This window comes from Arthrobacter sp. TE12231, from assembly GCF_054062895.1.
The window spans coordinates 2,575,572-2,590,869 of record NZ_JBSSFS010000001.1 but is presented as its reverse complement, the minus strand read 5'-3'; the positions used below and the strand labels follow the sequence as shown (position 1 = coordinate 2,590,869).

The 15,298-nt window shown below is 67.2% G+C and carries 12 protein-coding genes; all 12 read left to right on the top strand.

All coding sequences use genetic code 11. The features are described 5' to 3' along the window. A complete protein-coding gene (gene dinB / locus ACVWYS_RS11705) occupies positions 1-1,221 on the top strand; it encodes a DNA polymerase IV (protein WP_344362213.1) in 1,221 nt (406 codons plus the stop codon). A 292-nt stretch (positions 1,222-1,513) separates the two neighbouring features. Beyond that, entirely contained in the window at positions 1,514-1,879 is a 366-nt protein-coding gene (locus ACVWYS_RS11700; RefSeq protein WP_344362208.1) for a DUF3040 domain-containing protein, read from the top strand. A gap of 402 nt (positions 1,880-2,281) precedes the next feature. Beyond that, positions 2,282-2,710 carry a division/cell wall cluster transcriptional repressor MraZ gene (gene mraZ, locus ACVWYS_RS11695; RefSeq protein ID WP_116767521.1) on the top strand — a complete coding sequence of 143 codons (429 nt, stop codon included), beginning with the start codon at positions 2,282-2,284 and terminating at the stop codon, positions 2,708-2,710. Positions 2,711-2,919: 209 nt separating this feature from the next. After that, positions 2,920-3,918, top strand: coding sequence for a 16S rRNA (cytosine(1402)-N(4))-methyltransferase RsmH (gene rsmH / locus ACVWYS_RS11690; protein ID WP_344362203.1), 999 nt, complete (start codon positions 2,920-2,922; stop codon positions 3,916-3,918). After that, positions 3,915-4,625, top strand: a complete 711-nt coding sequence (locus ACVWYS_RS11685; RefSeq protein ID WP_456509782.1) for a hypothetical protein — start codon at positions 3,915-3,917, stop codon at positions 4,623-4,625. Before rsmH ends, ACVWYS_RS11685 begins: the two co-directional genes overlap by 4 nt. 41 nt (positions 4,626-4,666) lie before the next feature. Then, positions 4,667-6,469 (top strand): peptidoglycan D,D-transpeptidase FtsI family protein, encoded by a 1,803-nt coding sequence (locus tag ACVWYS_RS11680; protein WP_456509781.1) that lies wholly within the window; start codon positions 4,667-4,669, stop codon positions 6,467-6,469. A 132-nt stretch (positions 6,470-6,601) separates the two neighbouring features. Then, the gene (locus tag ACVWYS_RS11675; RefSeq protein WP_456509780.1) at positions 6,602-8,287 is read left to right on the top strand and encodes a UDP-N-acetylmuramoyl-L-alanyl-D-glutamate--2,6-diaminopimelate ligase; all 1,686 of its coding nucleotides are present in this window, start codon (positions 6,602-6,604) and stop codon (positions 8,285-8,287) included. A gap of 6 nt (positions 8,288-8,293) precedes the next feature. Continuing rightward, positions 8,294-9,904: a UDP-N-acetylmuramoyl-tripeptide--D-alanyl-D-alanine ligase gene (locus ACVWYS_RS11670; RefSeq protein WP_456509779.1), complete on the top strand. Its 1,611-nt coding sequence runs from the start codon at positions 8,294-8,296 to the stop codon at positions 9,902-9,904. Continuing rightward, positions 9,901-11,010, top strand: coding sequence for a phospho-N-acetylmuramoyl-pentapeptide-transferase (gene mraY / locus ACVWYS_RS11665; RefSeq protein WP_116767513.1), 1,110 nt, complete (start codon positions 9,901-9,903; stop codon positions 11,008-11,010). Before ACVWYS_RS11670 ends, mraY begins: the two co-directional genes overlap by 4 nt. Further along, positions 10,992-12,593: a UDP-N-acetylmuramoyl-L-alanine--D-glutamate ligase gene (gene murD, locus ACVWYS_RS11660; protein WP_456509778.1), complete on the top strand. Its 1,602-nt coding sequence runs from the start codon at positions 10,992-10,994 to the stop codon at positions 12,591-12,593. The genes mraY and murD overlap by 19 nt, the downstream gene beginning before the upstream one ends. Positions 12,594-12,595: 2 nt before the next feature. After that, a complete protein-coding gene (ftsW, locus tag ACVWYS_RS11655; protein ID WP_456509777.1) occupies positions 12,596-14,116 on the top strand; it encodes a putative lipid II flippase FtsW in 1,521 nt (506 codons plus the stop codon). Between the two features lie 9 nt (positions 14,117-14,125). After that, a complete protein-coding gene (murG, locus tag ACVWYS_RS11650) occupies positions 14,126-15,295 on the top strand; it encodes an undecaprenyldiphospho-muramoylpentapeptide beta-N-acetylglucosaminyltransferase (RefSeq protein ID WP_456509776.1) in 1,170 nt (389 codons plus the stop codon). The last annotated feature ends 3 nt before the right edge of the window (positions 15,296-15,298 follow it).

The following is a 15,298-nucleotide window of genomic DNA, read 5'->3' as shown; positions in this document are numbered from 1 at the left end:
ATGCAGCCCCAGGCGCGTCTTAGCGACGAATCACTGCGCGACCTCCGGCGCACCAGCATCCTGCACGTTGACATGGACGCATTCTTCGTCTCGGTGGAGCTGCGCAGCCGTCCCGGGCTGAAGGGAAAGCCCGTGATTGTCGGCTATCCGGCGGACCGGTCCGTGGTGCTCTCCGCCTCCTATGAAGCCCGGGCGTTCGGCGTCAGGTCAGCGATGCCCATGGCGGTTGCGGCACGCATGTGCCCCTCGGCGGTCATCATCGAGCCCCGCCACAAGCTCTACTACGAGGTGTCCGGCCAGATCATGGCCATCTTCGGTTCCATCACCGACCTCGTGGAGCCGCTCAGCGTGGACGAGGCGTTCCTGGACGTCGGGGGAGCCATCCGTCGTCTCGGCCCGCCGCGGGAGATCGGCGAACTGATCCGCGCCCGTGTGTCCCGGGAATTGGGAATCACGGCCTCGGTGGGCATCGCCGCCAGCAAGTTTGTGGCCAAAATCGCGTCCACCCGCTGCAAACCGGACGGGCTGCTGCTGATCAGGCCCGAAGACACCGTCCCGTACCTGCACAGCCTTCCGGTCAGTGCGCTCTGGGGAGTCGGCGGCAAGACCGTCGAGGTCCTTGCCCGGAAGGGTATCCGGACCGTGGCCGACGTCGCGGCGGCACCCCTGCCCACGCTGCGGAAACTGCTGGGAGCCTCGGGGGAGCACGTTTACCGGCTCTCCTGGGGCATCGATCCTCGGCCCGTGACACCGGTCCGGCTGGAAAAGAGCATCGGGGCTGAAGAGACGTTCGTCACGGACACCGCCGACGACGTCCTGCTCCACCGCGAACTGCTGCGGCTTTCGCACCGGACGGCGGAACGCCTCCGTGGCGCCGGCATGCACGCCCGCACCGTGGCCCTGAAGCTGCGCTACGCGGATTTTTCCACCATTACCCGCAGCCGCACCGTGAACACCCCGATCGACAGCGCCCAGCTGCTCTACGCCGTGGCGGTGCAGCTCCTGCAATCGGTAGGCGAGCGGCCCATGACAGTCCGGCTCATCGGCATCCGGGCGGAACAGCTGGAAGAGGCCGCCCACGCGCCCCTCCAGCTCAGCCTGGACCGCCGCGACGACAACTGGCGCGCCGCCGAACAAGCCCTCGACGCGGTCACCCGCAAATTCGGGAATAAGTCGGTTCTACCCGCGCGGCTCCTTGATCCCGGGGGCTCGACCGAATGAGCCATCCGGCCCGTCGCGGCACCAACGCCCATGGCCTTGAGAGCGCAGACAGGGCCTTAAGACTGTCTTTCAGAACGGGCCGCAACAATCTATCCTTATTAATACCTAGGGTTTAGGACGACTGGATCGATCGTTGGGGTGACGACCTCGCCGCCTGAGGCCGGCACGGGACTTTTGAGTCGCCCCTTTCACCAATGGCGGTGAACGGGAACCACTTCGGAATCCCGGGCGTTAGGGGTTTAGGGCAATGGCCACGTCAAGTCCCGACGTTGGCAGACTTGAGGAGGTCGTGATGCCGCTCTCGGAGCACGAACAGAAGTTGCTTGAGCAACTTGAGAAGCAGCTGAATGAGGACGATCCCAAATTCGCCAGTTCGATGGGATCAGTCTCCGGCCGCTCTTGGTCCACCCGTCACCTCGTCATCGGAGTGCTCGCGACTCTCGCGGGCGTCCTGTTGTTGCTGACGGGAGTCTGGACGCAAATCATCCTCGTCGGCGTAGTGGGGTTTGTGGTCATGGGCGCCGGTGTGTACTACGCCACGATGCGCAGTACGGGTGTTGGCAAGGGCAGGGGCGCCGGTAAGCAGGGCAAACCCAGGAGTTCGTTCATGAGCAATCTCGAACAGCGCTGGGACGAACGGCACCGGGGGGAATCCTGAACTGCTCCGTGAGGGCTGCGTAAGCCCTCCACTTTCCGCCACCGGTCTGCGGGCGGACGGCGAAAGACCCGCTTCGGCGGGTCTTTCGCCATTTAAAGCGGCAATTTCCCTGTGGCCGGGATGCAAAACGGGCTCCCCGGAATTGTTTCGGGCCGGAGCCAGGCCTGTGGCCTTAATCTCCAACGCCGCCTGAGGTACTCCAAGCAAAATCCCTCCACTTTCACCCACCAATCTTGTTTCCCTGCAAATGCTGGGAAGAAAGGGGATAAACATCCGCATATTTGCGTAAACATCCCGGGCGTGTCGTTGACTGTGGAGCGATGTGGAGTAATGTGGAGGACGTAAGAGGGTAGTGGCAGCACAGGGGACGTTGGGCTTCCTAGAACAGACAGGCGGTGGGCCGTGTTTCTCGGCACACATTCGCCACGTCTGGACGAAAAAGGTCGAATTATCCTCCCCGCGAAGTTCCGTGAGGAACTTGCCGGCGGGCTGGTTCTCACAAGGGGCCAGGAACGTTGCATCTACGTCTTCAGTGAGGCGGAATTCGGCCGGGTTCACGAGCAGATGCGGGAGGCTCCAATTTCCTCCAAGCAGGCACGTGACTACATCCGTGTTTTCCTCTCTGGAGCCTCGGACGAGGTACCTGACAAGCAGGGGCGCGTGACGATTCCGCCGGCGCTCCGGGAGTATGCAGGTCTTGGCCGGGAACTCGCCGTCATCGGCGCAGGATCCCGTGCGGAGATCTGGGACGCCCAGGCATGGAGTGAGTACCTGGCCGAAAAGGAAACCGCCTTCTCGGAAACCGACGACGCCATCCCGGGGATTCTCTGAACCCCCAATAGACCTACAGTTCACAACGTTCCTTGATCGAGATCTCCAGCCGCCCATCCGGTTGTTGTCCTGGCTCACTTCCCCGGAGCCAGGCCGGCGCAGGGTAGGCGCGGATGGGGATCTGGACCAAGGAACGTTGCGTAAGAGCCGCAATTGGCAACGAGCAACCAGCAACGCGCAACCAAGAAGGTCAACGAAAGGACGAAGGTATGACTGATCCCGACCAGGCGAAGCCTACGTCCGAACGCCATGTGCCGGTCCTCAAGGACCGGTGCATCAATTTGTTGGCCCCCGGCATCGAAGCTGCCCGGAGCCGCGGCGAGACCCCTGTGGTCATCGATGCGACTCTTGGCATGGGCGGCCACTCCGAGGCCCTCCTGCAGCGCTTCCCGGACCTCCACCTGATCGGCATTGACCGTGACGAGGAAGCCCTGGCCTTGGCGGGGGAGCGCTTGGCGCCCTTCGCGGACCGGACCGACCTCGTTCACGCCGTCTACGACGAAATCCCTGACGTCCTTGAGGATCTGGGCTTCGACGAGGTCCACGGCGTGCTCATGGACCTGGGCGTCTCTTCCCTGCAACTGGACGAGCGGGAGCGGGGTTTCGCCTACTCGTTCGACGCACCCCTGGACATGCGGATGGACACCAGCCGCGGCCAGACCGCCGCTGACGTCGTCAACAACTACAGCGAAGAAGACCTCGTCCGGATCATCCGGAAATGGGGCGAAGAAAAGTTTGCCGGCCGCATCGCGAACAGGATCGTGGCCGCACGCGCCGAGAAGCCCTTCACCACCACCGGTGAACTCGTCGAGCAGATCCGGTCCGTGGTGCCTTCCGGTGCAGCCAAGACCGGAGGCCACCCCGCAAAGCGCACCTTCCAGGCGCTCCGGATCGAGGTCAACGAGGAACTGGATGTCCTGGAGCGCGCCATCCCGGCCGCCATCAACGCCATCGCCCTGGGTGGCCGGGTCGTCGTCATGTCCTACCACTCGCTGGAGGACAAGATCGTCAAGGGGTTCTTCCAATCCGGTTCGAAGTCCTCTGCCCCGCTTGGCTTCCCGGTTGAGCTCGAAGAGCACAAAGCCGAACTAAAGACCCTCACGAAGGGCACCGAGGTGCCCACCCCCGCTGAAATCGCTGAAAACCCACGCGCAGCTTCCGCCCGGTTGCGCGCCGTCGAACGCATCAAAGCCAGGAGAGCAGCATGAGCAACGCCGCCGTCAACAGCTACCCCGTTGCCCAGGGCGCCACCGCCCGCGCCCTGCCGGGCCTCCGACCCGGCCAAGACCAGACCCGGAAGTCGCGCACTCCGCTGTCGGTGGTCCGTTCCTCACCCCGCAAGCGCCGCGCGCCGTTCGTGGTCCTCTGCTTCGGCTTCCTGGCGATCGCCCTCATGGCCGTGCTGGTCCTGAACATCTCCGTCTCCTCCGCCCAGTACCAGCTGGTCCAGCTCCGCAGTGAGCAGACCACCCTAACGAAGCAGAACCAGGACCTGACGCAGCAGGTGCAGAACTTCGACGCCCCGCAAAACCTCGCGGCCAAAGCCACCGAGCTGGGCATGGTTGCTTCCCTTGCGAAGGGCCAGATCGACCTCTCTACCCTCAGCGTCACCGGCAAGGCCAAGCCGGCCGTCAAAGGCGATGCCACCGGCGCCGTCATCGCCGCGCCGGCTGTCGCCGGGCAGCTCACGGTCGTTCCGCCGGTCTCGGACAAGGAACCGCTCGCCCAGCGCAAACCGGCCGACACCAAAACGACGGACGGAGTCCCGGCCGACACCAAAACGACGGACGGAGTCCCGGCTGGCACAGCTCAGGCACCGGCGGCCGGGGCGACCGCACCCGCCGCAACAGCTCCGGCCGCGGAACTCCACGGAGGTTCGGTTCCGGCCCCCGCGCAGAAGGTTCCCGGACAGTAACGTTCACTGACCACCAGCAAGGCAAGCAGCAAGGATTCAACGTGGCGCAGAACTCCGGCAAGGCAAGCAAGGCGAAAGCCCCAAACGCCACCCGGCGGCTCCGCGTGGGACTCGGCATCATGCTGACGCTGCTGCTGGTGGTCGGCGGGAAGCTGTTCATGGTCCAGGGGCTGGACGTCGGGGGCATGGCAGAGGCTGCCCTCAATAACCGGCTCACCTCCGTTGAGCTGCCCGCCGAGCGCGGCAGCATCCTCGATTCGTCCGGCACAGTCCTGGCCAGTAGCGTCATCCGCTACAACATCGTGGTGGACCAGACCGTCAACACCAAGACCGATTCCTTCCGCCGGCTCCAAACGGTCAACGGCAAGGACGAACTCGTTACAGTCACCCGGGATCAGGGCATCTCCGAACTCGCGTCCGTGCTCGGCATGGACCGCGATGCCCTGCGCGATGCCCTCACCGGCACCAAGCGCTACTACATCGTGGCCAAGGACTTGAAACCCGATGTCGAAGACAAGATATCGAAGCTGCAGATTCCCGGCATTGTCACCGAAGGCACCAGCAAGCGGGTCTACCCCAACGGCTCCGTGGCCGGCGGGATCGTCGGGTTTCTCCAGGACGGCACCACCGGACAGGCCGGGCTCGAGCAGACCCAGGACGACATCCTCAAAGGCGCGCCCGGCAAGCGCGTCTTCGAAATAGGGGCGGACGGCCTGCGTATCCCCGTCGGCGTGGACCAGTTGACGCCCGCGGTCAACGGCAAGGACATCAAGCTAACGCTGAACTCGGACCTGCAGTACTTCTCCCAGCAGGCGATCCAAAGCCAGAAGGACAAACTCGGCGCCGAGTGGGGCGTCATCGTTGTCTCCGACGTCAAGACCGGCAACATCATTGCCATGGCGGACACCGACGCCCCGGATCCCAACGACCCCGGCAAGGTCGGTCCCCAGGACCGCGGCGTCCGGGCCGTCACCGCCGCGTACGAGCCCGGTTCCGTGGAGAAGATGATCACCGCCGCGGCCGTGATACAGGAAGGCAAGTCCAGCCCGCTGGATACCTTCACGATTCCGCCGACCTACACCGTGGACGGGCAAACCTTCAGCGACGCGTTCGAGCACGGCACCGAGCAACGCACACTGGCAGGAATCGTGGGATATTCCATGAATACCGGCACCGTCATGGTGGGCCAGCGCCTGAGCAAGGACCAGCGCTATGACTGGCTGCGGAAGTTCGGCATCGGCGAGGCGCCGGACATCGGCCTGCCGGCGGAGTCCAAGGGCATCCTGACCCCGGCCGACCAGTGGGACGGCCGCCAGGAGTACACCGTCCTCTTCGGCCAGGGCGTCGCCCAATCCACCCTCCAGACCGTCCGGGCCTATCAAAGCATCGCCAACGACGGCGTGATGCTCCAGCCGAGGCTGATCGACAGCTACATCGACCCGGACGGGACCGAAGAAAAAGTCCCTGCCAAGGACCCGCAGCAGGTCGTCTCGAAGGACACCGCAAAGCAGGTCCGCGACATCCTGGAAAGCGCCGTGACCGAAGGCGAGATCAAGGAAGCCGCCATCGACGGGTACCGGGTGGGCGCCAAAACGGGTACGTCTGAATCGCCCTGCGACGACGGCAAATCGGGCTTTTGCGGCTTCACCGCCTCCATCATCGGAATGGCGCCCATGGACGATCCGCGGTTTATTGTGGAGGTGGTCCTGCAACGGCCCAAGGGAAGCATCTACGGAATCACCAACGGACCGGTGTTCCGTTCGGTGATGAGCCAGACGCTGCGCACGTTCAACGTCCAGCCCTCCACCGGCGAACCCGCCCGGCTGCCGCAGTACGCCAAGTAGCCCCTGTTCCACCCGGCACCCGGACGTCCCCGTCCGGCGCCACACCCCAGTGCCTGCGGGCCGGAGTTTGTCTCCGTGCGCAGCGCCCGATCCAAAAGCGCCCGATCCACTAGCACCACAACGGAGATCCACTTGTCTGAGCTCACCGCCCCCGACGCTTCCGCGCCGTCCGGCCACGACGCCACCCCGGGCTTCCGGCCCGCTGCTGTTGCCGCAGTGCCGCTGGCAGCCATCGGTGAGTCGATCGGCGTCGTCGTTCCCGGGGCATCCAGCGCCGTCCCGGTCACCGGGATCTCCCTGAACTCCCGGGCGGTCCGCCCCGGCGACCTGTACGTGGCCCTGCCAGGCGCCACGCGGCACGGCGCCGACTTTGTGGCCGACGCCGTCGACGCCGGTGCCGTGGCGGTGCTGACGGACGACGCCGGGGCGCGCCTGCTGGCGCTCTCCAACGACATCCCCGTTCCCGTGCTGCTCGTTGCCGAGCCGCGCAACGTGGTCGGCCGGCTGTCGGCGCTGATCTACCGGAGCCGGCCCGACGGCGCCGGCGCTCCGGCCCTCTTCGGGGTGACGGGCACAAACGGCAAGACCACCACGACGTACTTCATCAATGCCCTCCTGCGGGCACTGGGCAAGCGGACCGGACTGATCGGGACGATCGAGATCCTGGCTGGCGGCGAGCCGATCCCGAGCCTGCTCACCACCCCGGAATCCACGGATGTGCACGCCCTGCTCGCCCTGATGCGTGAGCGCGGGCTCGATGCCGCGTCCATGGAAGTGTCCTCGCACGCGATCTCCTTCCACCGCGTGGACGCCGTGGTCTTCGACGTCGCCGGGTTCACCAACCTCACCCAGGACCATCTGGACCTGCACGGAACCATGGAGGAGTACTTCCAGACCAAGGCCCAGCTGTTCACCCCGGAACGCGCCCGCGCCGCCGTCGTGACCGTGGACGATGACTGGGGCCGCAGGCTTGCTGCCGCCGCAGGCATCCCCGTGACGACCCTCGCCACCAGCACTGCCCCGACCGGCGGCACGACCGGCGGTACTGCCAGCGGTCCCGCGGACACCGGCTGGACCGCCGATTGGACCGTGGTCCGGACCACGCCGCGGGGACTCGGCTCCGACTTCATCCTCCGCCACCGCGACGGCGCCGAGCTGCGCGTCCACACCGGCCTGCCGGGAATATTCAACGTCGCCAACGCAGCCCTGGCCACCGTCATGGTGCTCGCGGGCGGCCACGAGCCCGCCGCCGTGCAGGCCGCCCTCGACGCCGGCGATCCCTTCACGGTGGCCGTGCCCGGCCGGATGCAGCTCGTGTCCACGGCCCCGGCAGCCGTGGTGGACTTCGCCCACAACCCCGACGCCCTGGAACGCGCCCTTGAGGCCGTCCGCTCCCCGGAACCCGGGTCCAAAGTGATCATCGTCTTCGGCGCCACCGGGCAGCGCGACCAAAGCAAGCGGCCCGCCATGGGGGCCATCGCGGCCCGGCTGGCCGACACCGTGATTGTCAGCGACGACGACCCCCACGACGAGGACGCGGCGGCCATCCGCCAGGACGTCCTCGCCGGCGCCCTGGCGGCCAAGGACGGCGAAGGCCTGGACTGCACCGTCCTGGAGGTTTTCCCGCGCGACGCCGCCATCCTGAAGGCCGTGGAGCTCGCCGGAGCCGGCGACACCATCCTCGTCGCCGGCCGGGGCCACGAGGTCTGGCAAGAGGTCAAGGGCGTCAACCTGGCCCTGGATGACCGGGTGGAGCTCCGGAACGCCTTGACAGCACGGGGATTCACCGTTCTTGAAGACCACCGGATAGAGTCCTAAACCGAGATGATTGCACTTACAGCGGCGGAAATCGCCGACATAACCAACGGCCGGCTGGCCGCGGAACCGGGCCTTACCCCCGCCTCCGTGGTGACCGACTCCCGCGAGGCCACGGCGGGTTCCCTCTATGTGGCCAAGCCCGGGGAGAGCGCCGACGGGCACGACTTTGTCGGCGCCGCCTTTGACAGGGGCGCCGTCCTTGCGCTCGTGGAGCGCGAGGTCGCCGACGCCGCCGGGGCAATGTACCCGGCAGTCGTCGTCGAGGACGCTGTCCTTGCGATGGGCGCCCTGGCCGCTGAATCCGTCCGCCGGATCCGCGCCCACCGCGCGGCCGCCGGTGCCGCGTTCACCGTGATTGGCATCACGGGATCGGCCGGCAAAACCACCACGAAGGACCTGCTGGCAGGCATCTTCGCCGCGTCGGATGCCGACGGCGCCACCGTTGCGCCGCAGGGGTCCTACAACGGCGAAGTGGGCGTGCCCCTGACCGTTTTCAAGGCCGATTTCGGCACCCGCTACCTCGTCATCGAGATGGGCGCCACGGGCATCGGCCACATCCGGTACCTCGCGGACATGGTCCGGCCGGAGATCGGTGTGGTCCTCGGCGTCGGCTCCGCGCACGCCGGAGAATTCGGCGGCATCGACAACATCGCCGTCGCCAAGGGCGAACTCGTGGAGGCGCTCCCTGCCGAAGGCACAGCCGTGCTGAACCTCGACGACGCCCGCGTCGCCGCGATGGCCGCCCGGACCCGGGCCCGTGTGCTCGGCTACACTTCCCGCCCGGCCGACATAGGCCAGGACAACGGCAGCCAGCCGGACGTGGCCCCATCCGATGTGGTCAGGGCCGAGGGCATCGAACTGAATGCCGAAGGCCACCCAGAGTTTGCGCTCTACCTGCCCGGCGAGAGCGCCCCGCAAGGAACAGCAGAGCAGGAACCAGTACAGCAGGGCACAACAGGGCAGGGGATCACCCGGTACCACGTCAGCGCCAAGCTGATTGGTGCCCATCACATCGCCAACCTCCTCGCGGCCGCGGCCGCGGCGCACGCCGCCGGCATTCCCGGCGCGCAGATCGCCGCCTCACTCAGCGCCCAGACTGCCGCCAGCCGGTGGCGGATGGAACGCACGGAGCGCCCCGACGGCGTGACCGTCATCAACGACGCCTACAACGCGAACCCGGAGTCCATGCGCGCGGCGCTGCGGACGCTGGCCGAACTGGGCCGCGGCCGCCGCACCTGGGCGGTCCTCGGCGCCATGCTGGAGCTTGGCCCGGACTCCATCCGCGAGCACATGACGGTCGGCACCCAGGTGGTGCGGCTCAACATCTCCCGTCTCGTGGTGGTGGGCCGGGAGGCCCGCTCGCTCTATGTCTCTGCCGTCAACGAAGGCTCCTGGGGCGATGAATGCGTTTTCGCCGAGACAGTGGACGAGGCCTACGACCTTCTCCAGGCCGAGCTCCAACCGGGTGACCTGGTCCTGTTCAAGTCCTCGAACGGCATCGGGCTGCGCCACCTGGGGGATCGGATAGCATTACCTCCACAAGCCCCCAAGACCTCTCCCGAGCGACCTGCTGAGGGACCTGCCGCAACCGCCACCGAAGGGAGGGCACAGCTGTGATTGCACTGCTGATGGGCGCTGGAATGGCGCTGCTCCTCGCGTTCGCGGGCACCCCGCTGTTTATCCGGTTCCTGGTCCGCAAGGGCTACGGACAATTCATCCGGGACGACGGACCCACCTCGCACCACACCAAGCGCGGCACGCCCACCATGGGCGGCGCCGTCGTGGTCCTGGCGGTCCTCGTCAGCTACGGGCTGACGCACCTGGTCATGTGGATGATGAACCCGCACTCCCCGGGGCCGAGCGCTTCCGGGCTGCTGCTGCTGTTCCTCATGGTGGGCATGGGCTTGGTCGGGTTCCTGGATGACTTCATCAAGATCACCAAGCAGCGCAGCCTCGGGCTGAATGCCAAGGCCAAGCTGATCCTCCAGGCGGCGGTCGGCATTATTTTTGCCATCCTGGCGCTGAACTTCCCGAATGCCGCCGGCCTGACGCCGGCTTCCACCCAGATCTCGCTGGTGCGCGACATCCCGTGGCTCAACCTGGCCTTCGCCGGAACCGTGCTCGGCGCCATCCTCTTCGTCCTGTGGTCCAACCTGATCGTCACCGCTGCGACCAACGGCGTGAACCTCACCGACGGCCTCGACGGCCTGGCCGCCGGCGCCTCTGTGATGGTGTTCGGGGCATACACGCTCATGGGCATCTGGCAGAGCAACCAGGCCTGCGGCTCCCCGCGGCAGGCCGGCGGCGGCTGCTACTCGGTCCGAGACCCAATGGATCTGGCCCTGCTGGCAGCCATCCTCAGCGCGGCAATGGTCGGATTCCTCTGGTGGAACACCTCCCCGGCGAAGATCTTCATGGGCGACACCGGATCCTTGGCCATCGGCGGCGCCGTGGCAGCCTTCGCCATCCTGTCCCGGACCGAGCTGCTGCTGGCCTTCATCGGCGGGCTCTTCGTCCTCATCACCCTCTCGGTCATCATCCAGGTGGGCTACTTCAAACTCACCAAGGGCAAACGCTTCTTCAAGATGGCGCCGCTGCAGCACCACTTCGAACTCAAGGGCTGGGCCGAAGTCACCGTGGTGGTCCGGTTCTGGATCCTGTGCGGCCTGTTCGTCGCCGCCGGCCTTGGCATCTTCTACGCTGAATGGGTGGTGCTCCTGTGACCAGTCCTATCCCCGTCCCGCTCACCACTTCACCCCGGCTGCAGGAGCTCACCACCTGGGACTCCGACTGGGCCGGCCTGCGCGTCGTGGTCACCGGGATTGGCGTCTCCGGCTTCGCCGCCGCCGACACCCTGATCGAGCTCGGCGCCCGGGTGGTGGTGGTTGACGCCGCCACGAGCCCCAAGGCGCTGGCACAGGCTGACACCCTGCGGATTGTCGGCGCGGCCGACGTCCTGCTGGGCGAGGAGGCAGTGGAGTCCGTTCCGAAGATCGACGGGCAGAAGCCGGACCTGGTGGTCACCTCGCCAGGCTGGCGCCCGGACCAGGCCCTGCTCGCCGCCGCGGCGCGCGCCCACATCCCGGTGTGGGGCGACGTCGAACTCGCCTGGCGGCTCCGCGAACGCAAGGGCCGCAAGACGGCCGACTGGCTGACCATCACCGGCACCAACGGCAAGACGACGACGGTCGGCCTGACCGAGTCCATGCTCCAGGCTGCCGGGCTCAAGGCGATCGCCGTCGGCAACGTCGGGACCCCCATCCTGGACGCGCTCCGCGACCCCGTGGACTACGACGTCTTTGCTGTCGAACTCTCCAGCTTCCAGCTGCACTGGAGCCACTCCGTGTCGCCGGTGGCCAGCGTGTGCCTCAACGTCGCCGAAGACCACGTGGACTGGCACGGTTCCTACGCCTCCTACCTGGCGGACAAAGCCAAGGTCTACGAGAACACGCAGAAGGCCTGCATCTACAACGCCGAGCAGATCGAGACCGAACGCATGGTCGAGGACGCCGATGTTGTGGAGGGCTGCCGGGCCGTGGGCTTCACCACGCTGACGCCGGCCGTCAGCATGCTCGGCGTCGTCGAGGGGCTCCTGGTGGACCGTGCGTTCATCGCCGAACGCAAGGACAGCGCAGCCGAACTTGCTTCCACCGCCGACCTCGGCCCGGTGGCTCCGCGCCACATGGTGGCCAACGCGCTGGCGGCGGCAGCCCTGGTTCGCGCCTACGGGGTGGAGCCGCAGGTGGTCCGCAAGGGCCTGCTGAACTACCTCCCCGGAGACCACCGGATCCAGCTCGTGGCCCGCCACGAGGGTGTGCTCTGGATCAATGACTCCAAGGCCACCAACCCGCACGCCGCCGCCGCGTCGCTGTCCGCATTCCACAACGTGGTGTGGATCGCGGGAGGCCTTTCCAAGGGCGTGAACTACGACTCCCTGATCCAGGAGCACGCCAACCGGCTCAAAGCCGTGGTCCTGATCGGTGCGGACTCCAGCGATCTGCAGTCCGCCCTGAAGCGACACGCGCCGGATGTCCCCGTGATCGGGCCGACGAAGGGTGAGACTGAAGACGTGCAGACTGCCGGAACGGCCAAAGCCGACGCAGGCCCTTCGCCGATTTTCAGCGAGACTGTGATGGCCCAGGCCGTTGCCTCGGCGGCGCAGCTGGCCGCCTCCGGTGACACTGTGCTGCTGGCCCCGGCGGCTGCCTCCATGGATCAGTTCTCTTCCTATGCTCACCGTGGCGATGCCTTCATCGAAGCTGTCCGCGAGCTCGTGGAAGGGCAGGCTCAGACCAGCGAGGAGTAACAATGGTCAGCACGCCCACACGTACGACGGCGGCCCGGCCCGCCGCGGGCGGGGCCACCAGCGGCAAGTCCGCCGGCACCGGCACCCTCCCGGTGCACGCCGTCACTCCCGCAGCGAGGGTGCGGGCCTGGTACCGCCGATTCTGGTCCGCGCTGGAAGGCAACGGCAAGTCCCGCAACGGATCCACGTACTACCTGATCCTCGGCTCCACCCTGGCCCTGACGGCGATCGGCATCATGATGGTCCTCTCCGCCTCCAGCGTCGAAGCCATCGCGGCGGGGGAGTCACCCTACTCCGCCGCGCTCAAGCAGGGCGGATTCGCCGCGTTCGGCGTCTTTGCGATGTTTGTCCTCTCGCGCGTCAACGTCGTCTGGCTCAGGCGCTTCGCGTGGCCGGCCATGTTCCTGGCCGTTGCCCTGCTGGGCCTGGTCCTCCTGGTAGGCCGCAGCGCCCTGGGCAACCAGAACTGGATCGACGTCGGCCCGTTCACCTTCCAGCCCTCCGAAGCAGCCAAACTCGCGCTGGCGCTCTGGATGGCCACGGTGCTGGACCGCAAAGCCAAGCTCCTCCACGAGTGGCGCCATGCGCTCATTCCCGTCGCGGTTCCGGGGGCTGCGGTAGTCCTGGGGCTCATCCTCGCCGGAAACGACCTCGGCACGGCGATGATCGTCATGATCATCGTGGCGGCCGCGCTGTTCTTCGCCGGCGTCCGGCTCTACCTCTTCGCGATTGCCGGTGCGGCGCTGGCCGTTTTCACGACGATCCTTGCCGTCACCAACCCGAACCGCATGTGCCGCATCCTGTCATGGACCGGCCAGACCTGCGCCGACGGCTCGGACTTGAACTACCAGTCGACCAACGGACTGTACGGGCTTGCCTCCGGCGGCTGGTTCGGCGTCGGACTCGGCCAGAGCCGGCAGAAGTACAGCTGGATTCCCGAAGCCCACAACGACTTCATCTTCGCGATCATCGGCGAGGAACTCGGACTGGTCGGGACACTCGTCGTCCTGGTCCTCTTCGCCATCCTCGGCACCGCCATCTACCGCGTGGTCGTCGCACAGCACGATATTTTCCACCGCGTCCTGGCCGGCGCGATCATGGTCTGGCTCCTCGGCCAGGCGAGCGTCAACATGGCCGTGGTCACGGGGCTGGCGCCGGTGATCGGCGTCCCGTTGCCGTTCATCTCCTACGGCGGCTCGGCCCTGCTGATGTCGCTGTGCGCCATCGGCGTCGTCCTGTCCCTGGCCCGGGCCCAGATGGACCCGGGCATGCAGCCCAAGAAGATGCTCAGGTTCGGCCCGGCCGCCTTCGCAAATTCGGTGCGGCGCGCCCGCGCTGCCCGGGCGGCCACCAAGGCATCCAGCCAGGGCGCCGCGCGTCCGGCCGCGAAGGCCGCCGGAAAATCACCCGCGAACGCCAAGCCGAACAGCACCAGGAGCCCGGCGCGGAGTGCACCCCGGAACCCTTCTCCCAAGAACCCGGCCCCCAAGACACCCGCCCCCAAGAACCGCACGAAAGCGTAACAGCCCTTCATGAACACCGAGTCGCCTTTGTCCGTGGTCCTTGCCGGCGGCGGAACCGCCGGTCACATCAGCCCGCTGCTGGCCATCGCCGGCGCCCTCCGCCAGTCCCGGCCGGGAGTGCAGCTCCTGGCCGTCGGCACCCCCGGCGGGATGGAAGCGCGGCTGGTCCCGGCAGCCGGGCTGGATCTGGTCACGATCAGCCGGGTCCCGCTCCCGCGCAGGCCCTCCGTGGACCTGCTCCGGCTTCCCGGCCGGATGGCCGGCGCCGTGAAGCAGGCGGGCACCATCCTGGACGAGGCGGGGGCCAACGTCCTGGTAGGCGTCGGCGGCTACGTGTGCACGCCGATGTACCTCGCGGCCCGGCGCCGGAAGATCCCGATCGTGGTCCATGAGGCGAACACCCGCCCCGGCCTGGCGAACCGGGTCGGCGCCCGCCTTGGAGGCCACGTGGCGGTTGCCTTCGCCGCGACCAAACTCGGCCGCGCCCGCCACGTGGGCATGCCGATGCGTCCGGAGATCTCGGGCCTGGACCGCGCTGCTGCGCGGGCCGGGGCGCGGCAGGCGCTCGGACTGGACCCGGACAAACCGACGCTGATCGTCACGGGCGGCTCCTCGGGCGCCCAGAGCATCAACCGGTCCCTCACCGCGGCGGTCGGGGCCCTCGCCGAGGCCGGCGTGCAGACCCTGCACATCACCGGCCACGGCAAGTCCGTGCACGACGCCGACGGCAAACCGCTCGAGGCCGCCGGCTACCGGCAGGTCGAATACGTGGACGGCATGGAAACCGTGTACGCGGCGGCGGACCTGCTGCTGGCCCGGGCCGGCGCCGCCACGGTAAGCGAGGTCGCCGCCGTGGGAGTTCCCGCCGTCTTCGTCCCCTTGCCCATCGGCAACGGCGAGCAGGCACTGAACGCCGCGGGCCTCGTCGCCGCCGGAGGCGCCTTGATCGTGGACGACAAAGCATTCTCCGCCGACTGGATCCGCGACAACATCATCCCCCTGCTGCTGGACAAGGACAGGCTGGCCGGGATGGCCGCCAGCTCCGAAAGCCTCGGCATACGGGATGCGGACCGGCGCATGGCCGATCTCGTCCTCGAGGTCGCGACGTCGAACCAGCACAGCAAGAGCCAGCACAGCAAGAACCAGCACGGCATGAACCAGCACAGCAGGAAGCGGTAAAGC

Excerpts from the sequence above, each read along its gene's own strand:
- rsmH (WP_344362203.1), top strand. The coding sequence starts at position 2,920 with ATGACTGATCCCGACCAGGCGAAGCCTACGTCCGAACGCCATGTGCCG.
- ACVWYS_RS11670 (WP_456509779.1), top strand. The coding sequence starts at position 8,294 with ATGATTGCACTTACAGCGGCGGAAATCGCCGACATAACCAACGGCCGG.
- murG (WP_456509776.1), top strand. The coding sequence starts at position 14,126 with ATGAACACCGAGTCGCCTTTGTCCGTGGTCCTTGCCGGCGGCGGAACC.
- murD (WP_456509778.1), top strand. The coding sequence starts at position 10,992 with ATGGGTGGTGCTCCTGTGACCAGTCCTATCCCCGTCCCGCTCACCACT.
- ftsW (WP_456509777.1), top strand. The coding sequence starts at position 12,596 with ATGGTCAGCACGCCCACACGTACGACGGCGGCCCGGCCCGCCGCGGGC.
- ACVWYS_RS11685 (WP_456509782.1), top strand. The coding sequence starts at position 3,915 with ATGAGCAACGCCGCCGTCAACAGCTACCCCGTTGCCCAGGGCGCCACC.
- ACVWYS_RS11700 (WP_344362208.1), top strand. The coding sequence starts at position 1,514 with ATGCCGCTCTCGGAGCACGAACAGAAGTTGCTTGAGCAACTTGAGAAG.
- dinB (WP_344362213.1), top strand. The coding sequence starts at position 1 with ATGCAGCCCCAGGCGCGTCTTAGCGACGAATCACTGCGCGACCTCCGG.